Raw genomic sequence first — 21,415 nt, 5'->3', positions numbered from 1 at the left:
CGGTGGGGCGCTGTTTAAAAACTAGCACGATCGTTCGCACAGTTTTATGCTCGTCCGCATGACCGTCACCGAGAGCGACATCGTGGAACTCGACCGCATCGCCGTGCGCGAGGCCGTGCGGGTGGTGGGACTGGCAAAGGAGTCGGACTGGGAGCGGGGCACCCCGTGCGCGGGGTGGACCCTGCGGCGGCTCGTGGCGCACATGACCGCGCAGCACCTCGGCTTCGCGGCGGCCGCACGGGGTGCGGGGCACGAGGCGGCGAACTGGCGGGAGCCGGAGGACATGCGCGAGCCCGCCGGGGTGCACCGGGTGGCCGCCACCGCCGTACTCGCGGCCTTCGCCGAACCGGGCGCGGTCGAGCGCGAGTTCGCGCTGCCGGAGCTGGGCGGGAACTTCCCGGGCGGCCGGGCCGTCGGCTTCCACTTCATCGACTACGTGGTGCACGCCTGGGATGTCGCCGCCGCCCTCGGAGTGCCCGTGGAACTGCCGGAGCACGTGCTCGACGCCGCGCTCGCCGTGGCCCGGCCAGTGCCCGTCGACCCTGCCCGGCGCGGGCCGGGGTTCGCCTTCGCCCCGGCGCTGGAGGTGCCGGCGGGGTCCGGGCCGTTGGAGGAGGCGCTGCGCCTGCTGGGCCGGGTCCCGGAGGAGTGGCCGGTGCGGGGGTGAGGAACGGCGAACCTCAAATGTTGCTCTGAAGGCGCGGGCGCGGGGATTGGGTGCCGCCCGCCGGGGCCATACCCCCGTCACTCGGAGAAGCAGGGGGTGGAGCGGTGCGGCGACTGGGGACGGGAATCGGCTGGCGGCCGGAGATCGCGGACGCCGTGGAGCGCATGCCGGGCATCGACTGGGTGGAGGTCGTGGCGGAGAACGTCTGCCCCGGCCACGTCCCCGACTCGCTGCTCAGACTGCGCGAGCGCGGGGTGACCGTGATCCCGCACGGTGTCTCCCTCGGCCTCGGCGGTGCGGACCGGCTCGACGAGGGCCGGCTGACGGCGCTCGCCGAGCGGGCGGAGGCGCTCGGCGCGCCGCTGGTCACCGAGCACATCGCGTTCGTACGGGCGGGCGGCGCGCTCACCGCCTCCCCGCACCTGGAGGCGGGCCATCTGCTGCCCGTGCCGCGCACCCGGGACGCGCTCGACGTGCTCTGCGAGAACGTGCGAATCGCACAGGACGCGCTGCCGGTGCCGCTCGCCCTGGAGAACATCGCGGCGCTGTTCTCCTGGCCGGGCGAGGAGATGACCGAGGGGCAGTTCCTGGCCGAGCTGGTCGAGCGGACCGGGGTACGGCTGCTCATCGACGTGGCCAACCTGCACACCAACCACGTCAACCGGGGCGAGGACCCGGCCGAGGCGCTCGCCGCACTGCCCCTGGAGGCCATCGCCTACGTCCATGTCGCGGGCGGCTTCGAGCGCGACGGCGTCTGGCACGACAGTCACGCCCACCCCGTGCCGCGTCCGGTGCTCGACATCCTGACCGACCTCGCGTCCCGGGTCGCGCCGCCCGGGGTGCTGCTGGAACGGGACGAGAACTTCCCCGAGCCGGCCGAGCTGGAGCGGGAGTTGGGGACGATCCGGGGGGCCGTGACGGCCGGCCGGGCGACCGCGCCGGTCGGCGGTACGGGGAGGCCGGCCGGGGGTGGGGGCGTCGCCGTCCTGGCCCCGCCCGAGGCCCGGCAGCGGCTCGGTGTCGCCCAGGCCGCGGTGCTGTCCTCGCTGGTGGCCGGGACGCCGGTGCCGGAGGGGTTCGATCGGGTGCGGATGGGGGTGCAGGCGCGGGCGCTCGCGGCTAAGCGGGCGGGTGTCGTGGCCAAGGTGGCACCCGAGCTGCCTGTGCTGCTCGGGGAGGGGTACCGGGGAGCGTTCCTGGAGTACGCGCGGGTGCGGCCGATGAGCGGGGGGTACCGGCGGGATGCGCTGGACTTCGCCGAGCATCTGCTGAAAGTCGGACGCCCGGAGGATGCGAGGGTACGGCGTCAGCTGCGCGCGTGGTGGCTGGACCGGGCGGGTCCGACGCCGCGGTCCCCGGGGCTGGCGGAGCGGGCGAAGGTACTGCTGCGGCGACGCTGAACGGCACTGATGTGGGCCGGGGGTGGGTCCGCTTCCTGGCGCCGGCAAGGTGCCGCTGCTACGTGGGGATTGCCGCGGGCGCCATGCAGCCGACGGGACTGCATCTCCCCAGGGGCGCGGGGTTGCATCAATATGCGGCTCCGCCTCGCGGGCGCGACCAGCCCCACACACCCGCACCCGACCGACGGCTCACTGCTCAACGGCGCGGTGCGAGCTCACCCCGAACCCCGCAGTAATATGCCAAGCCCGCCCCCGCCGCACGAACCCCCGGGGCGCGGAGCAGGAGGCACCATGCGACCGCGACCCGCCATCAAGGGCCGAGGCATATTCAGCGGCACAGGACTCATCATCACGGGCCTGGCGGCGACCACCGCAGCGCTGCTCTTCCCGGTCTGGTCCTACGCCGACCGATCGGGCACGACCGATGCGAACACATTCAGCGCACAGACGGTGACGACCCCGTACGGTCCGCTGTCCGCGCAGGACCGGGACCTCGTCACCAAGGTCCGGCTCGCGGGCCTGTGGGAGCTGCCCGCCGGACAGCTGGCGGAGCGGAAGGGCACCACACAGGCCGTACGCGACGCCGGGCAGCACCTGATCGACGGCCACACCTCGCTCGACGCACATGTCCGCACCGTCGCCACCCAGCTCGGCGTCCCCCTGCCCAACGAGCCCAACGAGCAGCAGAGGCAGTGGCTCGCCACCCTGAACTCGGCGCAGGGCCAGGACTTCGACCGCAAGTTCACGAGCATCCTGCGCCTCGCGCACGGCCGGGTCTTCTCCCTGGTCGCCCAGGTCCGCGCCGGCACCCAGAACACCCTGGTGCGCGATCTGGCCGACGACGCCAACGCGACCGTGCTGGACCACATCAAGATCCTGGAGGCGACCGGGTACGTCGACTTCTCGGCGCTGGCCCGGGACCTCGCGGCGTCCGCCTCCGCCGTGCCCACTCCCCCGGTGGTCGAGCCCGCCTCCGCGGTGCCGGTGGCGCCCTCGCCGTCGACGACGTACTCCCTGCCGCCCGCCGCCGCCAGTCCACCACCGGCGAACAGCCCCTGACCTGCGGGTGAAACGGAACGTCACATCCCTGCAACACTCGGTCCGGATGGTGAACAAGGCATGGCGTTTCCCAGGCCCCTGGCATAGAAACACGTCATGTTCTGGGTCCTTCTGCTGCTCCTGGCCTGGGCGTTGGCCGGCATCGCGTGCACCCGGCTGTGCCTGGCCGCCGTACACGCCGCGGCCGTCGACACGGACGGCACCGTCGCGGACCACGGGCACGCACTGACGCTGTACGAGGCGGCGTTCCTGTCCGGCGGCCCCGCGCGGGTCGCCGATGTGACCATGGTGTCCATGGCCCGGCAGCGGCGGTTGCTGCTCGCGCACACCGGCTGGGCCACGGTGGTGGACCCGCGGGGCCACGACGAGATGGAGCGGTCCGTCATAGGGGCGATAGGACCTGAGGGGCAGTCCCGGATCGCGCCGGTGCGCGCCGCCGCTGCCGGTGCGGAGGCCGTACACCGGCTCGCCGACGGTCTGGTGCGCGCGGGACTCGCGGTGCCCGACGGCGCGCGTACGACCGTGGCGGCGGGAGTGCACCAAGTGCGTGCCGCCGCGCTGGTCGTGCCGGCGCTGGGCCTGACCGCGCTGCTGATGCCCGGTCAGACGGTCATGCCACGCCTCCTCGTCGCCCTGTGGTTCGCACTGCCGCTCATCCTCACCCTGAGCTGCCTGGTCATCGCCCGGGTCGAGGTGCATCCGTACTCACGCTGGGCCTCCCCCGCCGGACAGCGGCTGCTGGGAGCGCTGACCCGGCGGTCGACCGGCGACGGCGACGAGCGCTCCTTCCTCACCTCCGTCGCCGTACGCGGCATCCGCGCGATCGGCGAGCCCGAACTGCGCGCGGCCTTCACCCACCGCGACCAGCCCTGGCGGGAGTGAGGCCGGACTCGGGGGCGCATCGGGGGCATTGACCGCGACACCCGCCGGGCGGTGCTTGCCTTCACCGACGACCGAACGAAACATCCCTTTTGTCGTCGCCGGGGTCATGGCAGCCGTGCCATCGCCGCCGTGCACGGAAGGGATACGCGATGAGAGCTGCCGCCCTGTACTCGGCCGCCGGTTCCATGCTCCTGACCACCCTGGCCGCGGCCCCGGCGGGCGGCGCCCCCGCCGTTCCCGGCGCGGCGGAGCTGCACGGGACCGCGGTGGCCGCCGCGCGCGCCCGGACGGCCGGCGTCGACTTCGCCAAGTGCGCCGCCGAGCTGCACGCGCCGACCGGCCTGCAGTGCGGCACGGTGAGCGTTCCGCTGGACTACGCCCACCCCGACGGCGAGCAGATCAAGCTGACCGTCAGCCGGGTGCGGGCCACCCACAAGGACCCGCACAACAGCAAGCGGAAGGTGCCCCGGCAGGGCGCCCTCGTCTACAACCCGGGCGGCCCCGGCGCCTCCAGCATGTACTTCCCGATGATCGGCACGTTCCCCGAGTGGAAGCGGATCGCCGCCGCCTACGACCTGGTCGGCTACGCCCCGCGCGGGGTGGACCGTTCGGCGCCGCTGTCGTGCGTGGACCCCAAGCACTTCTTCGGGGGACCCACCCAGTCGCCGACGCACCCCTCGGAGCAGTACAAGCGACAGCGCATCGACCAGGCGAAGGCGTACGCGCGCGGCTGCGGCGGGCGGTCGGGCGGCAAGCTGCGGTTCTACAACTCGCTCAACAACACCCGTGACCTGGACGTCCTGCGGGCGGCCCTGGGCGAGGACCGGCTGACCTTCATGGGAGCGTCGTACGGCACCTACCTCGGCGCGGTGTACGCGACGCTGTTCCCCTCGCACGTACGGCGGATGGCGCTGGACTCGGCGGTGGACCCGGACCCGGCGAAGGTCTGGTACCGCAACAACCTCGACCAGTCGGCCGCGTTCGAAGAGCGCTGGGCCGACTTCCGCGAGTGGATCGCCCGGCACGACGACGTCTACCGGCTCGGCGACACGGCGGCGAGGGTGCAGCGCAGTTACGACACCGCGCGCGGGCGGCTGGCCGCGAAGGCCGCGGACGGGAAGGTCGGGCCGGGGCAGTTGCAGAACGTGTTCCTCAGCGCCGGGTACTACGACGACTACTGGCCGAGCCGGGCCGCCGCGCTGTCGGCCTATCTGAAGGGCGATGCGAAGCCCCTGGTCCGGCTGGCGGCGCCGAGCCCGGAGACGGCCGCCGCGGCCGAGAACAGCAGCGCGGTGTACACGGCCGTCGAGTGCAACGACGCTGCCTGGCCGACGGACTGGAAGGTGTGGGACCGGGACAACACGCGGCTCGCGCGCGCGGCGCCGTTCGAGACCTGGGACAACGCGTGGATGAACCTGCCGTGCGCCTACTGGCCGGCACCCCGGCGGCAGCCGCTGGACGTGCGCACCGGACCCGGTGAGCTGCCGCCGGTGCTGATCCTCGCGGCCGAGCGGGACGCGGCCACGCCGTACGCGGGGGCGCTGGAGATGAACCGGCGGCTGGCCGGCTCGGTGCTGGTGACCGAGCGGGACGCGGGCACGCACGGGATCGGGGGCGGCCCGAACCGGTGCGTCAACGCGCACCTGGACGCCTACCTGCTGGAGGGCCGGCTCCCGGGGCGGCACACGGCCTGTGCGCCGCGCCCGGAGCCGAAGCCCGAGACCCCCGCGGACAACGCCCCCAGGAAGTCCCTGCGGGACTCCCTGAAGGGCAAGGCCGCCTAGGCCCTGCCGTCAAACTCCCGCCTGACGCCGCGCGGCCCGCCCTTCGGGCGGACGACGGGAGTTTGACGACAGGACCTAGGCGAGCCCGGCGACCAGTTCGGCCACGGACTTGCGGCGTCCGGTGAAGAACGGAACCTCTTCGCGGACGTGCATGCGGGCCTCCGAGCCACGCAGGTGGCGCATGAGGTCGACGATGCGGTACAGCTCGTCGGCCTCGAAGGCGAGCATCCACTCGTAGTCGCCGAGCGAGAACGAGGCGACCGTGTTGGCGCGCACGTCCGGGTAGCCGCGGGCCATCTTGCCGTGGTCGGCGAGCATGCGGCGGCGGTCCTCGTCCGGCAGCAGGTACCAGTCGTAGGAGCGCACGAACGGGTAGACGCTCACGTAGTTGCGGGGCGTCTCGTCGGCGAGGAACGCCGGGATGTGCGAGCGGTTGAACTCGGCGGGCCGGTGCAGCGCCATGTTCGACCAGACCGGCTCCAGGGCGCGGCCCAGCTTGGTGCGGCGGAAGAGGTTGTACGCCTCCTGCAGCTGGTCGCTGGTCTCGGCGTGCCACCAGATCATGAGGTCCGCGTCGGCGCGCAGGCCGGAGACGTCGTAGGTGCCGCGGATCGTCACGTCCTTGGCGGCGAGCTGGTCGAACAGCTCCTGGACCTCGTCGGCGTAACCCGCGCGGTCCTCGGGGAGCACGTCCTTCAGCTTGAAGACCGACCAGAGGGTGTAGCGGATGACCTCGTTGAGGTCCTTGGCCAGCTTGCCCTTGTTCGGGATCCTGCCGGACTCGGTGGTGGGGGCATCGTCACTCATGGTCCCTATTCTCCCGCTCCGCCGTGGAGGCTCTGCACCGGGTTGGCGGTCAGTTCCCGGACCCCGCTCAGGTCGCCGCCCAGCTGGTCCACCGCCGCGTACGCGCTCGCGATGCATGCGGGGATGCCGACGCCGTCGTACTGCGCGCCGCACACCGCGAGGCCCGGCAGCTTGGCGACGTGCTCGCGGATGCGGGCCACGCGCGCGTGGTGGCCCACCGGGTACTGGGGCAGGCCGTCGGTCCAGCGGGTCACCCGGGTCTGCAGCGGCACGGCGTCCAGGCCGGTCGCCTCGCGCAGGTCGTGCCGGGAGACGTCGACCAGGCCGGCGTCCTCGCGCTGGAGGATCTCCGTCTCGCCGTGGCGCCCCACGGAGGTGCGCAGCGCCACCACGTCCGGATCCTCGTCCGCGATCCAGCCCCACTTCTGGGAGGCGAAGGTCGACGCCTTGATGGTGCGGCCGTCGACGGGCGGCACCAGGAAGCCGCTGCCCTCGGGCAGGGCGAGGTCGGTCCGGCGGTAGGCAAGGGTGATCAGGGCCATGGAGGCGTACTCGACGGTGGCGAGTTCGGCGGCGGCCTCGGGGGACTCGGCGCGCAGGAGGCCGGCCGCGACGGACGCGGGGACGGCGACGATCACGGCGTCGGCATGCAGGACACGGTCGCCGGCGACCACGCGCCAGACCGTGTGCGGCCGCGCCACCGCGGGGGCCTCGGCGAGCGGCGCGCCCGCGCCGTCCGCCTCCGGCTCGGCCACCCTTCTCAGCTCCGTCACCGGAGCGCCGGTCAGGATCTCGCCGCCGCGTGCCCGCACCGCCTCGGCGACCGCGAGCGGCAGCCGGCCCACCCCGCCCTCGATGCCCATGAACACGGGCCCGGTCTGCTGGTTGGCGGCGGCCTTGGCCTGGATGTCGCGGACGGCCGCCGTGAGCGAGTCGTGGGTGCGGGCGGCCTGGAAGAGCTGTGGGACGGCCGAGCGCATCGAGATGCGGTACGCGTCGCCCGCGTACACCCCGCCCAGCAGGGGCTCGACCAGGCGGTCGACGACCTCGCGGCCGAGCCGCTGCGCCACGTACTCCCCCACGGCCACGTCGTCGCCGACCTCCGTGCGGGGCAGGGCGGCGTCGCGCTCGATACGGGCCAGGCCCTCGTCGGACAGGACACCGGCCAGTGCGTTCGCCGTGCCGGGGACGCCCATCACATGGCCCTTGGGCATCGGGCGCAGGGCGCCGCGCGTCCAGATCGAGGCGGTCGCGGTGGCCGGCGGCTGGAGCCGGTCGGCGAGGCCCACCTCGCGGGCCAGGGCCACCGCCTCGGGGCGGCGGGCGAGCATCGACTCGGCGCCCAGGTCCACCCGGACGCCCGCGATCTCGCCCGGCAGCAGCTTGCCGCCGACCCGGCCGGAGGCTTCGAGGACGGTCACCCGCGCCCCACGCTCCAGCAGCCGGTGCGCGGCGGCCAGCCCCGCGATCCCGGCCCCGATGACGACGACACGCTCCGTGCCCGTAGGTGGTCCGCTCATGGGTCCACCCTCTCAGACGCCACTGACACCCGAGCCAGGGCCATGTGGCCCTGCCGAGTCGTGACCGTGACCACATCGCGACCGCATACGCCAAACGTCCGGCCCGGCCCCGGCGTCGAAGGAGCGTCACAGGTCACCGTCATCGGGGGGTACGCCCATGCGCACACCACGCTCCGCACGCACCGCACGTCCCGCACGCTCCGTCCAGGTCCTGGCCGGGGTCCTGCTCGCCGCCTCCCTCGCGCTCGCCGGGTGCAGCGGCGCGAACGACTCGGGCGACACGAAGTCCGCCGGGGGGCGCTCGGCACCGCAGGCGGGCGCCGCCGAGGCCAACGCGCAGGACGCCAAGTCGGCCCCGAGGGCGCCCAGGCTGACCCCGAGCGCCATCATCCGCACCGCCTCCCTGACCGTCGAGGTCAAGGACGTGCCCAAGGCCCTGGAGACGGCCCGTACGACCGCCGAGAGCGCGGGCGGCTACGTCGGCAAGGAGAGCACCAGCCGGGACACCGAGGGCCACGAGCAGACCCGGGTCGTGCTGCGCGTGCCCACCGAGAAGTACGACGAGGTCCTCGCCGACCTGCAGGGCTCCGGCAAGCTGGTCGAGCGCACGGCGAAGGCGGAGGACGTCACCGACCGGGTCGTGGACGTGGACAGCCGGATCAAGTCGCAGCGGGCGAGCGTGGCCCGGATCCGCGAGCTGATGGACAAGGCGACCAAGCTGAGCGACGTCGTCACCCTGGAAGGGGAGTTGAGCAGCCGGGAGGCGGACCTGGAGGCGCTGCTCGCACAGCAGGCGTCCCTGAAGGACCGCACCAGCCTCGCGACCATCACCCTGGCCCTGTCCGAGACGCCCGTGAAGAAGGCCGCCGAGGACGACACGCCGGGCTTCGTGGACGCCGTGTCGGGCGGCTGGCACGTGTTCGTCACGATGCTGCGCTGGATCGCCCTGGCCCTCGGCGCGGTCCTGCCGTTCGCCGCGCTCGCGGCACTGCTGACACTGCTGTGGCTGCGCGTCGTACGCCCCCGCCTGCCGCGCCACGCCCAGCCCGCACCCGCGACACCGGCAGCCGCCCCACTGCCCCAGTCCCGCCCGGCACCGGACGCTTCCGGCACGCCCGACCAGCACTGAAATGATCTCGCCCCGTAGCGTGTTCGCATGAGCATGAGTAGCGGGCGGGGCGGCAGGGAACGGCTGGTCGTGATCGGCGGCGACGCCGCGGGGATGTCCGCGGCGTCGCAGGCGCGCCGGATGCGGGGGCCGGACGAACTGGAGATCGTGGCCTTCGAGCGCGGCCACTTCTCCTCCTTCTCGGCGTGCGGGATCCCGTACTGGGTCGGCGGTGACGTGTCCGAGCGGGACCGGCTGATCGCGCGCACACCGGAGGAACACCGCGCGCGGGACATCGACCTGCGGATGCGGACGGAGGTCACGGAGATCGACGTGGCGGGCCGTCGGGTACGCGCGCGTGGCGTCGATTCCGGGGACGAGTCCTGGGTGCCGTACGACAAACTCGTGATCGCGACCGGCGCCCGCCCGATCCGCCCGGACATGCCCGGCGCGGACGCCCCGGGTGTGCACGGCGTGCAGACGCTCGACGACGGGCAGGCCCTGCTGGACTCGCTGGTCCACACGCGCGGCCGACGCGCGGTCGTCGTCGGCGCCGGATACATCGGCGTGGAGATGGCCGAGGCACTGATCAACCGCGGGTACGAGGTGACCGTCGTCAACCGCGGCAGCGAGCCGATGTCCACGCTCGACCCGGACATGGGCCGCCTGGTGCACGGGGCCATGGAGGGCCTCGGCATCACCATGGTGAACGACGCCGAGGTCACCAAGCTGCTCACCGGCGATGGGGGCACCTCCCTGCTCGAGCGAAGCCGAGAGCTTGGGGGAAGCCGGGTCCGCACGGTGGCCACGGAGGACGCCGAGTACCCCGCGGACGTCGTCGTCCTCGGCATCGGCGTACGCCCCGAGACCACGCTCGCCCGGGCGGCGGGCCTCCCCCTCGGCGCGCACGGCGGCCTGCTCACCGACCTCGCGATGCGCGTGCGCGGCCACGAGGAGATCTGGGCGGGCGGCGACTGTGTCGAGGTGCTGAACCTGGTCTCCGGGCAGGAGCAGTACGTCCCGCTCGGCACCCACGCCAACAAGCACGGCCAGGTCATCGGCACCAACGTCGGCGGCGGTTACGCCACGTTCCCGGGTGTGGTCGGCACGGCCGTCAGCAAGGTCTGCGACCTGGAGATCGCCCGCACCGGCCTGCGCGAGAAGGACGCCCGCCGCGTGGGCCTGCAGTTCGAGACCGTCACCATCGAGTCGACCAGCCGCGCCGGCTACTACCCGGGCGCCTCCCCCATGACGGTCAAGATGCTCGCCGAACGCCGCACCGGCCGCCTGCTCGGCGTCCAGATCGTCGGCAGGGAGGGCGCTGCCAAGCGGGTCGACATCGCGGCGGTGGCCCTCACCGCGGGCATGACGGTGGAGCAGATGACAGCCCTGGACCTGGGCTACGCCCCGCCGTTCTCGCCGGTATGGGACCCGGTACTGGTGGCAGCGAGAAAGGCTGCGTCAAAAGTACGGCCACAGTGACTTGCCCAACGCTCCTAAGCCGTCCCACTGCTGATCCGCGGCAATGAAGTGACACCCGCACCCGACGTCACAGCCGCGGGCTGCTCGACCGAAGGCTTCGCATGGGAGGCGGACGGCCGGGTCGACCGCAGCCGATAGCTCACCGCCTCGTCCAACGTCACAGCACGCTGCATCTGCGAGGCCAGCCGCCCCGCCTCCTGACCGAGCCGCGCAACGTCCTCCCAGGGGAGCCGTACCACCAAAGACAGCTCGGCCTCACCATCGGGCAGAGCATGCATCGCCGAAACCTGCGGAGCTTCCATCGCCTGTCCTCACGTCGGTTGAGAACAGATACGCAATCCCGCCCGGTCGCGTTCACCGATTCGCGCCCCGCATCGCGGGCACTACTTCTGTGTGGTCATCCCCGTCCATGACGTGAACCCGGCACGCCGCACGCCCTACGTGACGTACGCGCTCATCGCCGCGAACGTCCTCGTCTTCCTCGCCATGCCCGGCATAGCGGGCTCCGTGGCGGGAGGCAGCGATCTGGCGCAGCTGTGCCATCTGCAGGCGTTCATGGACCACTACGCGGCGGTCCCCCGGGAGTTGATCCACCATCAGTTGCCGCAGCTGGTCCCTACGGGCGACGTGGGCGTGGGCCCGCACGGCCCGGGCTGTGTGGTGGGACCGGTCCGGTACCGCAAGTCCCCGCCCCTGTCCGTGCTCACCGCGATGTTCCTGCACGGAAGCTGGCTGCACCTGCTGGGCAACATGCTCTTCCTGCTGATCTTCGGCAACAACGTCGAGGACCGGATGGGCCACATCCGCTACTTCCTCTTCTACGTCGTCTGCGGCTACGCGGCCGGGTACGGCTTCGCGCTGCTCAACGACTCCTCCGGCGACCCGCTGATCGGCGCTTCCGGGGCGATCGCCGGAGTCCTCGGCGCCTATCTGGTGCTGTATCCGAGGGCGCGGGTGTGGGTCCTCGTCCCGTTCCTGGTCTTCCTGCCGCTCAGGCTGCCCGCCTGGCTGGTGCTGGGCTTCTGGTTCGCCCTGCAGGCGGTGTACTCCTCCGGGCACGGCGTCTCCGGTGCCGGAACCGTGGCCTACGCCGCCCATGTGGTCGGCTTCGTGGCGGGCATGCTGCTGGCCTGGCCGCTCAAGCCCGGCACCCCGCCCCCACCGGAGCCGCCCCGCCTGCTGTTCGGCAGGCAGGCCCGGCCCCGTCAGGTGTGGTGAGCCGGTCCCCTACGCGCGGGACCCCCGAGCCGCTCCGCTCAGCGGGCGCTCGCCGCGTGGACGTAGTCCACGAGCCGGGTCAGCGCGTCCGGGTCGGTGTTGGGCAGCACGCCGTGGCCGAGGTTGAAGACGTGCCCCTCGAGACCGGCGGCCGCGTCCAGCACCTCGCGGGCCCTGGCCTCGACGGTGTCCTTGTCGGTGAACAGGACGGTCGGGTCGAGATTGCCCTGCAGTGCCTTGCCGGGGCCGACGCGACGGACGGCCTCGTCCAGCGGGACGCGCCAGTCGACGCCGACGACGTCCGCACCGGCCTCGCCCATGAGCTTCAGCAGCTCACCGGTGCCGACACCGAAGTGGATGCGCGGGACGCCGTACCCGGCGACGGCCTCGAACACCTTCGCCGAGGCGGGCATCACGGACTTCACGTAGTCGGCCGGGGCCAGCGCGCCGACCCAGGAGTCGAAGAGCTGGACGGCCGAGGCGCCCGCCTCGATCTGCACCTTCAGGAAGGCGGCCGTGATGTCGGCCAGGCGGTCCAGCAGGTCGGCCCACAGCTCGGGGTCGCCGTACATCATCGCCTTGGCGTTCTCGTACGTACGCGACGGACCGCCCTCGACCAGGTAGCTCGCGAGGGTGAAAGGCGCGCCCGCGAAACCGATCAGCGGGGTCGAGCCCAGCTCACGGGTGAGCAGGCCGATCGCCTCGGTGACGTAGGGGACGTCCTCGGAGGTGAGGTCGCGCAGCCGGGCGAGGTCGGCGCGGGTGCGGATCGGCTGCTCGACGACCGGGCCGACGCCGGGCTTGATGTCGAGGTCGAGGCCGATCGCCTTGAGCGGGACGACGATGTCGCTGAAGTAGATCGCCGCGTCCACGTTGTGGCGGCGCACCGGCTGCAGCGTGATCTCGGTGACCAGCTCGGGCCGCATGCAGGACTCCAGCATGGGGATGCCCTCGCGCACCTTGCGGTACTCGGGCAGCGAGCGGCCGGCCTGACGCATGAACCACACGGGGGTGTGCGGCACGGGCTCGCGCCTGCACGCCTTGAGGAAGGCGCTGTCGTACGTGGCTGTCGGCTGCTGGCCCGTGGAGGCGTCGTTGGCGGTCACGGGGCAAGTCTCGCACGGTGCCGGTGAGCGGAACGCACGTGGCCGCGGCAACAGCGGTGCGGGGTGTCTTGCCCTGCACAAAGCCCCGGTTCCCCTTACTCTTCCCCGCATGGCTGCGGCTCAGGGACGACTGTCGGACGGCGCTGGCGAAATGGACGACGCGAAGGGGAACGCGGAGGCGGAGGGGCATGCGGGTACGGCGGGGCCGCCGGCGTTCCGGGCCGCGGTGGAGGCGCTGCGGGCCGCGCGCCTGAGGCCGCAGGTCGAGGTGGAGCCGACGCCGGCTCCGCAGCGGCTGGCGCCGTACGCGTACGCGGTGGAGGCCGTGGTGGTCGACGGCGAGCAGGAGCTGGCCGACGGGCGGCTGGTGCTGCTGCACGACCCGGCCGGGCACGACGCCTGGCACGGCACGTTCCGGCTGGTGACGCTGGTGCGCGCGGAGCTGGAGCCGGAGATGGCGGCCGATCCGCTGCTGCCGGAGGTGTGCTGGTCGTGGCTGACCGGTGCGCTGCAGTCGCGCGGGCTGACGTACGGCGAGCCGAGCGGCACCGTCACGCGCGCCAGCTCGCACTACTTCGGCGGTCTGTCCGAGCGCCCCGCCGCCTCGCAGATCGAGATCCGGGCTTCGTGGACCCCCCGCGAGGGCCTGGGCGGAGTGCCGGACACCGCCTGCCACCTGGCCTCGTGGTGCGATCTGCTGGCCCAGGTCGGCGGGCTGCCCCCGGCCGGACCGGGCGACGCCTCGGTGGTGACCCTGCCGCAGCGCAGGGGTCCGCAGTCCCGGTGACGTGATCTGGGCCGTATCGACGTACTCCGCACAGGGCTCCGTAATCCTCACAGACCCCTTGTTGACCATCTCTTTGTCGATACGGCCACTTTCCGCACTCGAATCGCACCGGCCCGAACCGACTCGATCTTCGGATGATCGATCGCGCGTCCGAATTGCACGGATTGTTACTCACTAGATCGTGATCATTCTCTAAAGGCGGACGCGTTTGCTGCCGAAGACGACTGTGACCTGAAAGCACGGTTCGTCCCGGCTTCATCCCCACAAGCCGGCCCCGTCCCCCCACCCCAGGAGGCCTGGTGTCCGTTCTCCTCGAGCAGCCCGCAAGCCTGGTCGCCTACCGCCCGAACAAGCCGACCGCCATGGTGGTCGTGGCCGACCCGCGCGTCCGCTCCACCGTCACCCGCCATCTGTGGGCGCTCGGTGTCCGCGACGTCATCGAGGCCTCGTCCGTCGCGGAGGCTCGTCCCCGCATCGGCAACCCCCGCGACATCTGTGTCGCCGACGTCCACCTGCCCGACGGCTCCGGCCTGACCCTGCTGTCCGAGACCCGCGCCGCGGGCTGGCCCAACGGGCTGGCGCTCTCCGCGGCCGACGACATCGGCGCCGTCCGCAACGCCCTGGCCGGCGGGGTCAAGGGCTACGTCGTCACCGGCACCCGGACGAACATCGGGCTCCCCACCCGACCCGGCGCCGCTCCCCTCGGCGCCGGCGCCCGTATGCACCGCCGCCCCCCGGGTGCCCCGAGCCACCCGGGCGGCTACCGCGAGCTGTCCGGACGCGAGGTCGAGGTGCTGCGACTGGTCGCGGAAGGCCAGTCGAACAAGGCCATCGGCGTCTCGATGGGCCTGTCCGCCCTGACCGTGAAGAGCCACCTCGCCCGCATCGCGCGCAAGCTCGGCACGGGCGACCGGGCCGGAATGGTCGCCGTGGCCCTGCGCACCGGAATCATCCACTGAGTCCCTGCCCCCTGACCCCGCCGTCCCTCATCCCCTCCCATCCCGCCAACCCCCATCCGCCTGAATCCCTGAACCGCTAAGCCCTTGCGCCCCTGACCGACACCGCCGCCGAGGCGCTCGACGGAGCCCCTGGTTCATTCATGTGAACCGTGAGTTTCACCGGCCTGACTGATTTACGACCCCCCGGTGCCCGTCGACGGAACGTTCCGTCGACGGGCGCTGTCCACACACGGATACCCTTGACAGGTGACCGACGCCCAAGAGACCGCAGCAGACAGTGCCCTGCGCACCACCGGAGGCGTCCCTCCGGACGACGCCGGATCTTCTGTGACGGAGGCGCCGACGCCACTTCTCGAACCCCGTGAGGGCATTCCGCCGGTGATCACCGACGAGAACGTCCTCGCCGAGGTGATCGCCGCCTTCGCCTCCGGCTCCGGCCCCGTCGCCGTCGACGCCGAGCGCGCCTCCGGCTACCGCTACGGCCAGCGCGCGTATCTGGTGCAGCTGCGCCGCGAGGGCGCCGGCACCGCGCTGATCGACCCCGTCACCTGTCCCGACCTGTCCGGTCTCGGCGAGGCGCTGTCCGGCGTCGAGTGGGTGCTGCACGCCGCCACCCAGGACCTGCCCTGCCTGCGCGAGATAGGCATGGTGCCGACATCGTTGTTCGACACGGAGCTGGCCGGGCGGCTCGCCGGGTTCCCCCGGGTCGGCCTCGGCGCCATGGTCGAGGGCGTCCTCGGCTTCGTCCTGGAGAAGGGGCACTCCGCCGTCGACTGGTCCACCCGTCCGCTGCCCGAGCCGTGGCTGCGCTACGCCGCCCTGGACGTGGAGCTGCTCGTCGACCTCAGGGACGCCCTGGAGAAGGAGCTGGACCGGCAGGGCAAGCTGGACTGGGCGCGCCAGGAGTTCGACGCGATCGCGTCCGCTCCGCCCGCCGAACCCCGCAAGGACCCCTGGCGCCGTACGTCCGGCATGCACAAGGTGCGGCGGCGCCGGCAGCTGGCCGTCGTCCGGGAGCTGTGGCAGACGCGGGACCGGATCGCCCAGCGACGGGATGTGTCGCCGGGCAAGGTGCTTTCGGACGCGGCCATCGTCGAGGCCGCGCTCTCTTTGCCGAGCAATGTGCATGCCCTGACCGCGTTGAACGGGTTCGGGCACCGGGTGGGGCGGCGACAGCTGGAGCAGTGGCAGGCGGCGGTGGACCGGGCCAAGGCCCTGCCGGAGTCCGGGTTGCCGCAGCCCGGGCAGCCGGTCGCCGGGCCACCCCCGCCGCGGGCCTGGGCCGACAAGGATCCCGCTGCCGCGGCTCGGTTGTCCGCGGCCCGCGCGGGAGTGTCGGCTCTGGCCGAGCAGCTCAACATGCCCCAGGAGAACCTGGTCTCCCCGGACACCGTGCGAAGGGTCTGCTGGGAGCCGCCGAAGGTGGTGGACGCCGTATCCGTCGAGGTCGCGCTGGCCGGGTACGGCGCGCGGGCCTGGCAGGTGGAGCAGGTCACGCCGGTGCTGGTGGCAGCGCTGTCGGCGAAGGGGGTCTGAGCGGCTCACCTGGTCGCTCCTCACACCGAACCCCTTCGGTACGGGCCGCTGAAGCGGAACAGGGACGTCGAGATCACGCCAAGATCCTGGGAGGGCGGATGTGACGTTCGCCGCTCCCGCCGCCGGGACTGTGCAGCTACGTTACTCATAAGTAGCATGGGCCTGAGCGCGCGCTCAGCGCATCGCAGCAGTGCCATCCCGCACCCTGGAGGAGAGCCATCGTGCCTCGTACCGTCAGGGACGTCGTCTTCGTCGACGGCGTCCGCACCCCGTTCGGCAAGGCGGGCCCGAAGGGCATCTACCACGAGACCCGCGCCGACGACCTCGTCGTGAAGGCGATCCGGGAGCTGCTGCGCCGCAACCCCGGGCTGGACCCGAAGAAGATCGACGAGGTCGCCATCGCCGCGACCACGCAGATCGGTGACCAGGGCCTGACCCTCGGTCGTACGGCCGGCATCCTCGCCGGTCTGCCGCAGTCCGTCCCGGGCTACTCGATCGACCGCATGTGCGCCGGCGCCCTGACCGCCGTGACGACCACCGCCGGTTCGATCGCGTTCGGCGCCTACGACGCCGTCATCGCCGGTGGTGTCGAGCACATGGGCCGCCACCCGATGGGCGAGGGCGTGGACCCGAACCCGCGCTTCGTCAGCGAGAAGCTGGTCGACGAGTCCGCCCTGTTCATGGGCATGACCGCGGAGAACCTGCACGACCGCTACCCGACGATCACCAAGCAGCGCGCCGACGAGTACGCGGTGCGCTCGCAGGAGAAGGCCGCCAAGGCGTACGCCGACGGCAAGATCCAGCAGGACCTGGTGCCGATCTCGGTGCGCCGCACCAACCCCGAGGCCGGCGAGACCGGTTGGGGCCTGGTCACGGCCGACGAGCCGATGCGCCCGGGCACGACCCTGGAGAACCTGCAGGGCCTCAAGACCCCGTTCCGCGTCCACGGCCGGGTCACCGCCGGTAACGCGGCCGGGCTGAACGACGGCGCCACCGCCTCGATCATCGCGAGCGAGGACTTCGCCCGCGAGAACAACCTGCCGGTCAAGATGCGCCTGGTCTCCTACGCCTTCGCCGGCGTCGAGCCCGAGGTCATGGGCTACGGCCCGATCCCGGCCACGGAGAAGGCCCTCGCCCAGGCGGGCCTGTCCATCTCCGACATCGGTCTCTTCGAGATCAACGAGGCCTTCGCCGTCCAGGTCCTCGCCTTCCTGGAGCACTACGGCATCGCCGACGACGACGCGCGCGTCAACCAGTACGGCGGCGCCATCGCCTACGGCCACCCGCTGGCCTCCTCCGGTGTGCGTCTGATGACGCAGCTGGCCCGCCAGTTCGAGGAGCAGCCGCACGTCCGCTACGGCCTGAACACCATGTGCGTCGGCTTCGGCATGGGCGCGACGGTCATCTGGGAGAACCCGCATTTCGAGGGGGACAAGTGAGCACCACCGCTGAGCTTCTGAAGGGCGCGGCCGAGCTGTTCCCCGACGAGGTCGTGACGTCCGCGCACGTACGCCACCTCGACCTGCCGTTCGGTGCTGGGCGTTTTGCCCTCATCACCCTTGACAACGGCTTCGACCACACCAAGCCGACCACCTTCGGTCCGGCCTCGCTGGCGAACCTCAACACCGCCATCGACCAGGTCGAGGCGGAGGCCGCGGCCGGCGACATCGTCGGTGTCGGCATCACCGGCAAGCCGTTCATCTTCGCGGTCGGCGCCGACCTCAAGGGCGTCGAGCTGCTGAAGAAGCACGAGGACGCGCTCGCCATCGGCAAGGGCGGCCACGAGGTCTTCAAGCGCCTCGCGGCCCTCGCGGTCCCGACCTTCGCGTACTACAACGGCGCGGCCATGGGCGGCGGCGTCGAGGTCGGCCTGCACTGCTCCTACCGGACCGTCTCCAAGGCGATCCCGGCGTTCTCCCTCCCCGAGGTCTTCCTGGGCCTGGTCCCGGGCTGGGGCGGCTGCGCGCTGCTGCCGAACCTGATCGGCGCCGACAAGGCCGTCTCGGTGATCATCGAGAACAGCCTCAACCAGAACAAGCAGCTCAAGGGCCAGCAGGTCTTCGACCTCGGCATCGCGGACGCGATCTTCGAGGGCGCCGACTTCCTGGAGCAGTCGCTGATCTGGACCGCGAACGTCCTCAAGGGCGACATCGAGGTCGAGCGTCCGGTGATCGACCGCGGCGAGGCCTGGGACCAGGCCGTCGCCAAGGGCCGCTTCGTCGCGGACTCCAAGGTGCACGGGGCCGCTCCGGCCGCCTACCGCGCCCTGGACATCATCGCGGCCGCCAAGAACGGCGACCTGCAGCAGGGTTACGACGCCGAGGACGTCGCCCTCGCCGACCTGATCATGGGCGGCGAACTGCGCTCCGGCATCTACGCGTTCAACCTGGTGCAGAAGCGCGGCAAGCGTCCCGCGGGCGCCCCGGACAAGAACCTGGCCCGCCCGGTCACCAAGGTCGGCGTCGTCGGCGCCGGTCTGATGGCCAGCCAGCTCGCGCTGCTCTTCCTGCGCCGCCTGGAGGTGCCGGTCGTCCTGACCGACATCGACCAGGAGCGCGTCGACAAGGGTGTGGGCTACGTCCACGCCGAGATCGACAAGCTGCTCGGCAAGGGCCGGATCAACCAGGACAAGGCCAACCGCCTCAAGGCGCTGGTGACCGGTGTCCTGGACAAGGCCGAGGGCTTCTCGGACGCCGACTTCATCATCGAGGCGGTCTTCGAGGAGATCGGCGTCAAGCAGCAGGTGTTCGCGGAGGTCGAGGCGGTCGCCCCGGCGCACGCGATCCTCGCCACCAACACCTCCTCGCTGTCGGTCACGGAGATGGCGTCGAAGCTGCAGCACCCCGAGCGGGTCGTCGGCTTCCACTTCTTCAACCCGGTCGCGGTCCTGCCGCTGCTGGAGATCGTCCGCGGCGAGAAGACGGACGACGCCTCCCTGGCCACGGCCTTCGGCGTCGCCAAGAAGCTGAAGAAGACCGCGGTTCTGGTCAAGGACGCCCCGGCGTTCGTCGTGAACCGCATCCTGACCCGCTTCATGGGCGAGATCCAGAACGTCATCGACGAGGGCACCCCGGTCGAGGTCGCCGAGAAGGCCGTCGAGCCGCTCGGTCTGCCGATGTCCCCGCTGGTGCTGCTGGAGCTGGTCGGCCCCGCGATCGGTCTGCACGTCTCGGAGACCCTCAACCGGGCCTTCCCGGACCGCTTCACGGTCTCCCCGAACCTCGCGGCCGTCGTCAAGGCGGGCAAGCGCGGCTTCTACGTCTACGACAGCGGCAAGCCGGAGCTGGACCCCGAGGTCGCGGCGCTGCTGCAGCAGGGCGACTCCGTCCTGACCGAGGAGCAGGTGCGCGAGCGCGTGCTCGACGCGGTGGCGCAGGAGATCGGGCTCATGCTCGACGAGGGCGTCGTCGCCGAGGCCCAGGACATCGACCTCTGCCTCATCACGGGCGCCGGCTGGCCCTTCCACCTGGGCGGCATCACGCCGTACCTGGACCGTGAGGGCGTCTCGGAGCGTGTGAACGGCAAGAAGTTCCTCGCTCCCGGCGTGGCAAGCGTTCCCGCGTAACACCCGGTGACATGACGAAGGGCCCCGCTTCGGCGGGGCCCTTCTGCGTGGTCAGAGCGGGCGCCACGCCTGTAGCGCCAGCCCGGGTTCGTCCTTGCGTCTGGTCAGCAGGAGTTGGCCGGTCGACGGGGACAACGTTGCCGCCACCACCCGCTCGTCCTCGTCCACGGCCAGAGACACCAGCGCGTCCACCGGCAGCTGCGGACCCGACTCCGTCCACCACGCGCCCGCCGACTCCAGCTCGGTCGGGTAGGCGGCGAAGGCGACGCGACCGCTCGCCGAGCGCTGGGCCAGCAGCGTGCAGTCGTGGCCGTCCAGCTCGCAGCGGACCGCCGCGACCGGGCCGGAGCCCGCCGCGGGCAGGAGCGTGACCGGCTTGGTGCCGGGGCGCCAGGAGCACAGGTCGCCCGAGTCGTCGGTGTAGTAGACGGTCGTGCTCTCGGGGGACGTGGCCAGGGCGTGCAGGGTGCCGGGGCGCACCGCCGTCTCCAGGGTCTCCTGGAGCACCGGCTGGGCGCCCGGCTCCTCCTGACGCCAGTGCAGGACGGCACCCGGGGCGGCCGCGTACAGCTCGACCCTGCCGGACTCCCCCGTCACCGCTGCGAGGCCCTCCTGGACCTCACGGCCCTTCAGGTCCCGCCAGGGGTCCCAGCCGCCCTTCTCCTTCTGCGCCAGCAGGCTCACCCCGCCGGCCTTGTTCCGTACGAAGACATGGGCGCGGCCCTGCGCGTCCACGGCGACGGCGGGGGTGCCGGTGCGGTCGCCCTTCTTGTCCGGGTGGCCGATCGGGTTCCAGTCCAGGGCCGCGAGGCGGGGGCGGAAGTGGGTGGAGTGCACCAGGCCCGACTCGCCCTTGGTGGTGGGCCGCCAGGAGACCAGGTGGGCGTAGCCGTCGGTGCCCTGGCCGACGGCGAGGACGCGGTGGAGCTTCTGGTCGCCGCCCACCTTGTGCGGGTCGCTCCAGGGGCCGTCCGGGCCACGCTCCGCCCGGCACAGGACGGCGTCGCCCGACAGCTGGTAGACACTGAGCCGGCCGTCGCGGCCGCGTAGGAGCCAGTCGCCGTTCACCAGTTCACTTTAAGCGGCCCTGGTCGCAGGCCGGGGCCCGCCCCCTCTCCGGTGGCGTGGGACCCTTGCCCCATGGACGACCCCCTCGGCTCCCCGGACCCGGACGGCCCGCTGCTCGTGATCGTCGACGGCGCGAACGTCGTCGGGTCGCGGCCCGACGGCTGGTGGCGGGACCGCAGGGGCGCCGCCGAGCGGCTGCGGGACCGGCTGGCCCGCGAGGGGCTGCCGGGTCATGCGGGCGCCGTGGAGCTGGTGCTCGTCGTCGAAGGCGCCGCCCGTGGGGTGGAGTCGGTGCCGGGGGTACGGGTCGCGGAGGCGTCCGGCAGCGGGGACGACCGGATCGTGGAGCTGGCCGCCGAGAACCCCGACCGGGCCCGTCTCGTGGTCACGGCCGACCGTGAACTGCGGCGCCGGGTGACCGAACTGGGCGCGGAGGTGGCCGGACCGCGCACGGTCCTCGGCTGAGG

General features: G+C 72.2%; 19 protein-coding genes and 1 pseudogene. 14 read left to right on the top strand and 6 right to left on the bottom strand.

The annotated features are described in order from the left end of the window. Positions 1–58 precede the first annotated feature (58 nt). The 5 genes and pseudogenes from ACFY3C_RS25080 to ACFY3C_RS25060 all read left to right on the top strand — a co-directional run. Positions 59–667, top strand: a complete 609-nt coding sequence (locus ACFY3C_RS25080; protein WP_390772303.1) for a TIGR03086 family metal-binding protein — start codon at positions 59–61, stop codon at positions 665–667. Between the two features lie 104 nt (positions 668–771). Next, complete coding sequence (locus tag ACFY3C_RS25075; protein WP_390772302.1) at positions 772–2,067, top strand: DUF692 domain-containing protein; 1,296 nt, start codon at positions 772–774, stop codon at positions 2,065–2,067. Positions 2,068–2,358: 291 nt separating this feature from the next. Then, positions 2,359–3,126 carry a DUF4142 domain-containing protein gene (locus ACFY3C_RS25070; protein WP_390772301.1) on the top strand — a complete coding sequence of 256 codons (768 nt, stop codon included), beginning with the start codon at positions 2,359–2,361 and terminating at the stop codon, positions 3,124–3,126. A gap of 96 nt (positions 3,127–3,222) precedes the next feature. Further along, on the top strand, positions 3,223–4,008 hold the full coding sequence (locus ACFY3C_RS25065) for a TIGR04222 domain-containing membrane protein (RefSeq protein ID WP_390772300.1): 786 nt from the start codon (positions 3,223–3,225) through the stop codon (positions 4,006–4,008). A gap of 149 nt (positions 4,009–4,157) precedes the next feature. After that, positions 4,158–5,690: pseudogene (locus ACFY3C_RS25060) on the top strand (alpha/beta hydrolase); the annotation flags it as partial. Here the strand turns inward: ACFY3C_RS25060 and ACFY3C_RS25055 are convergent. From ACFY3C_RS25055 to hemG, 3 genes are all read right to left on the bottom strand, one after another. Further along, a complete protein-coding gene (locus ACFY3C_RS25055) occupies positions 5,660–5,743 on the bottom strand; it encodes a hypothetical protein (protein WP_390772412.1) in 84 nt (27 codons plus the stop codon). The pseudogene ACFY3C_RS25060 and the gene ACFY3C_RS25055 overlap by 31 nt on opposite strands. Before the next feature lie 124 nt (positions 5,744–5,867). Beyond that, on the bottom strand, positions 5,868–6,599 hold the full coding sequence (hemQ, locus tag ACFY3C_RS25050) for a hydrogen peroxide-dependent heme synthase (protein ID WP_351234387.1): 732 nt from the start codon (positions 6,597–6,599) through the stop codon (positions 5,868–5,870). A 5-nt stretch (positions 6,600–6,604) separates the two neighbouring features. Next, a complete protein-coding gene (gene hemG, locus ACFY3C_RS25045; RefSeq protein WP_390772299.1) occupies positions 6,605–8,119 on the bottom strand; it encodes a protoporphyrinogen oxidase in 1,515 nt (504 codons plus the stop codon). Positions 8,120–8,276: 157 nt separating this feature from the next. On the opposite strand from hemG, the gene ACFY3C_RS25040 reads away from it, so the two are divergent. Beyond that, positions 8,277–9,248: a DUF4349 domain-containing protein gene (locus ACFY3C_RS25040; protein WP_390772298.1), complete on the top strand. Its 972-nt coding sequence runs from the start codon at positions 8,277–8,279 to the stop codon at positions 9,246–9,248. A 27-nt stretch (positions 9,249–9,275) separates the two neighbouring features. Beyond that, positions 9,276–10,709, top strand: coding sequence for an FAD-dependent oxidoreductase (locus ACFY3C_RS25035; RefSeq protein ID WP_390772297.1), 1,434 nt, complete (start codon positions 9,276–9,278; stop codon positions 10,707–10,709). 14 nt (positions 10,710–10,723) lie between these two features. Here the strand turns inward: ACFY3C_RS25035 and ACFY3C_RS25030 are convergent, their stop codons facing one another. Then, entirely contained in the window at positions 10,724–10,987 is a 264-nt protein-coding gene (locus ACFY3C_RS25030; protein WP_386575942.1) for a hypothetical protein, read from the bottom strand. A gap of 115 nt (positions 10,988–11,102) precedes the next feature. Here ACFY3C_RS25030 and ACFY3C_RS25025 point away from each other — a divergent pair, with 115 nt between their 5' ends. Next, a complete protein-coding gene (locus ACFY3C_RS25025) occupies positions 11,103–11,927 on the top strand; it encodes a rhomboid family intramembrane serine protease (RefSeq protein ID WP_386575664.1) in 825 nt (274 codons plus the stop codon). A gap of 38 nt (positions 11,928–11,965) precedes the next feature. Here ACFY3C_RS25025 and hemE read toward each other — a convergent pair whose 3' ends face one another. Continuing rightward, positions 11,966–13,033 carry a uroporphyrinogen decarboxylase gene (gene hemE, locus ACFY3C_RS25020; RefSeq protein WP_390772296.1) on the bottom strand — a complete coding sequence of 356 codons (1,068 nt, stop codon included), beginning with the start codon at positions 13,031–13,033 and terminating at the stop codon, positions 11,966–11,968. A 109-nt stretch (positions 13,034–13,142) separates the two neighbouring features. On the opposite strand from hemE, the gene ACFY3C_RS25015 reads away from it, so the two are divergent. From ACFY3C_RS25015 to ACFY3C_RS24995, 5 genes are all read left to right on the top strand, one after another. After that, positions 13,143–13,820, top strand: a complete 678-nt coding sequence (locus ACFY3C_RS25015) for a DUF3000 domain-containing protein (RefSeq protein WP_389170004.1) — start codon at positions 13,143–13,145, stop codon at positions 13,818–13,820. A 299-nt stretch (positions 13,821–14,119) separates the two neighbouring features. Then, positions 14,120–14,779, top strand: a complete 660-nt coding sequence (locus ACFY3C_RS25010; protein ID WP_386575668.1) for a LuxR C-terminal-related transcriptional regulator — start codon at positions 14,120–14,122, stop codon at positions 14,777–14,779. Between the two features lie 246 nt (positions 14,780–15,025). Then, positions 15,026–16,315: a ribonuclease D gene (locus ACFY3C_RS25005; RefSeq protein ID WP_390772295.1), complete on the top strand. Its 1,290-nt coding sequence runs from the start codon at positions 15,026–15,028 to the stop codon at positions 16,313–16,315. 221 nt (positions 16,316–16,536) lie between these two features. Beyond that, the gene (locus tag ACFY3C_RS25000) at positions 16,537–17,754 is read left to right on the top strand and encodes an acetyl-CoA C-acyltransferase (protein WP_263213749.1); all 1,218 of its coding nucleotides are present in this window, start codon (positions 16,537–16,539) and stop codon (positions 17,752–17,754) included. Then, positions 17,751–19,880, top strand: coding sequence for a 3-hydroxyacyl-CoA dehydrogenase NAD-binding domain-containing protein (locus ACFY3C_RS24995; protein WP_386575672.1), 2,130 nt, complete (start codon positions 17,751–17,753; stop codon positions 19,878–19,880). The genes ACFY3C_RS25000 and ACFY3C_RS24995 overlap by 4 nt, the downstream gene beginning before the upstream one ends. Positions 19,881–19,931: 51 nt before the next feature. Here the strand turns inward: ACFY3C_RS24995 and ACFY3C_RS24990 are convergent, their stop codons facing one another. Then, entirely contained in the window at positions 19,932–20,948 is a 1,017-nt protein-coding gene (locus ACFY3C_RS24990; RefSeq protein ID WP_386575673.1) for a hypothetical protein, read from the bottom strand. A 72-nt stretch (positions 20,949–21,020) separates the two neighbouring features. On the opposite strand from ACFY3C_RS24990, the gene ACFY3C_RS24985 reads away from it, so the two are divergent. Then, positions 21,021–21,413, top strand: coding sequence for an NTP pyrophosphohydrolase (locus tag ACFY3C_RS24985; RefSeq protein WP_389169993.1), 393 nt, complete (start codon positions 21,021–21,023; stop codon positions 21,411–21,413). The last annotated feature ends 2 nt before the right edge of the window (positions 21,414–21,415 follow it).

Source organism: Streptomyces sp. NPDC001410 (genome assembly GCF_042895235.1).
Classification (GTDB): Bacteria; Actinomycetota; Actinomycetes; order Streptomycetales; family Streptomycetaceae; genus Streptomyces.
This window is presented reverse-complemented; position numbering and strand designations above follow the sequence as displayed.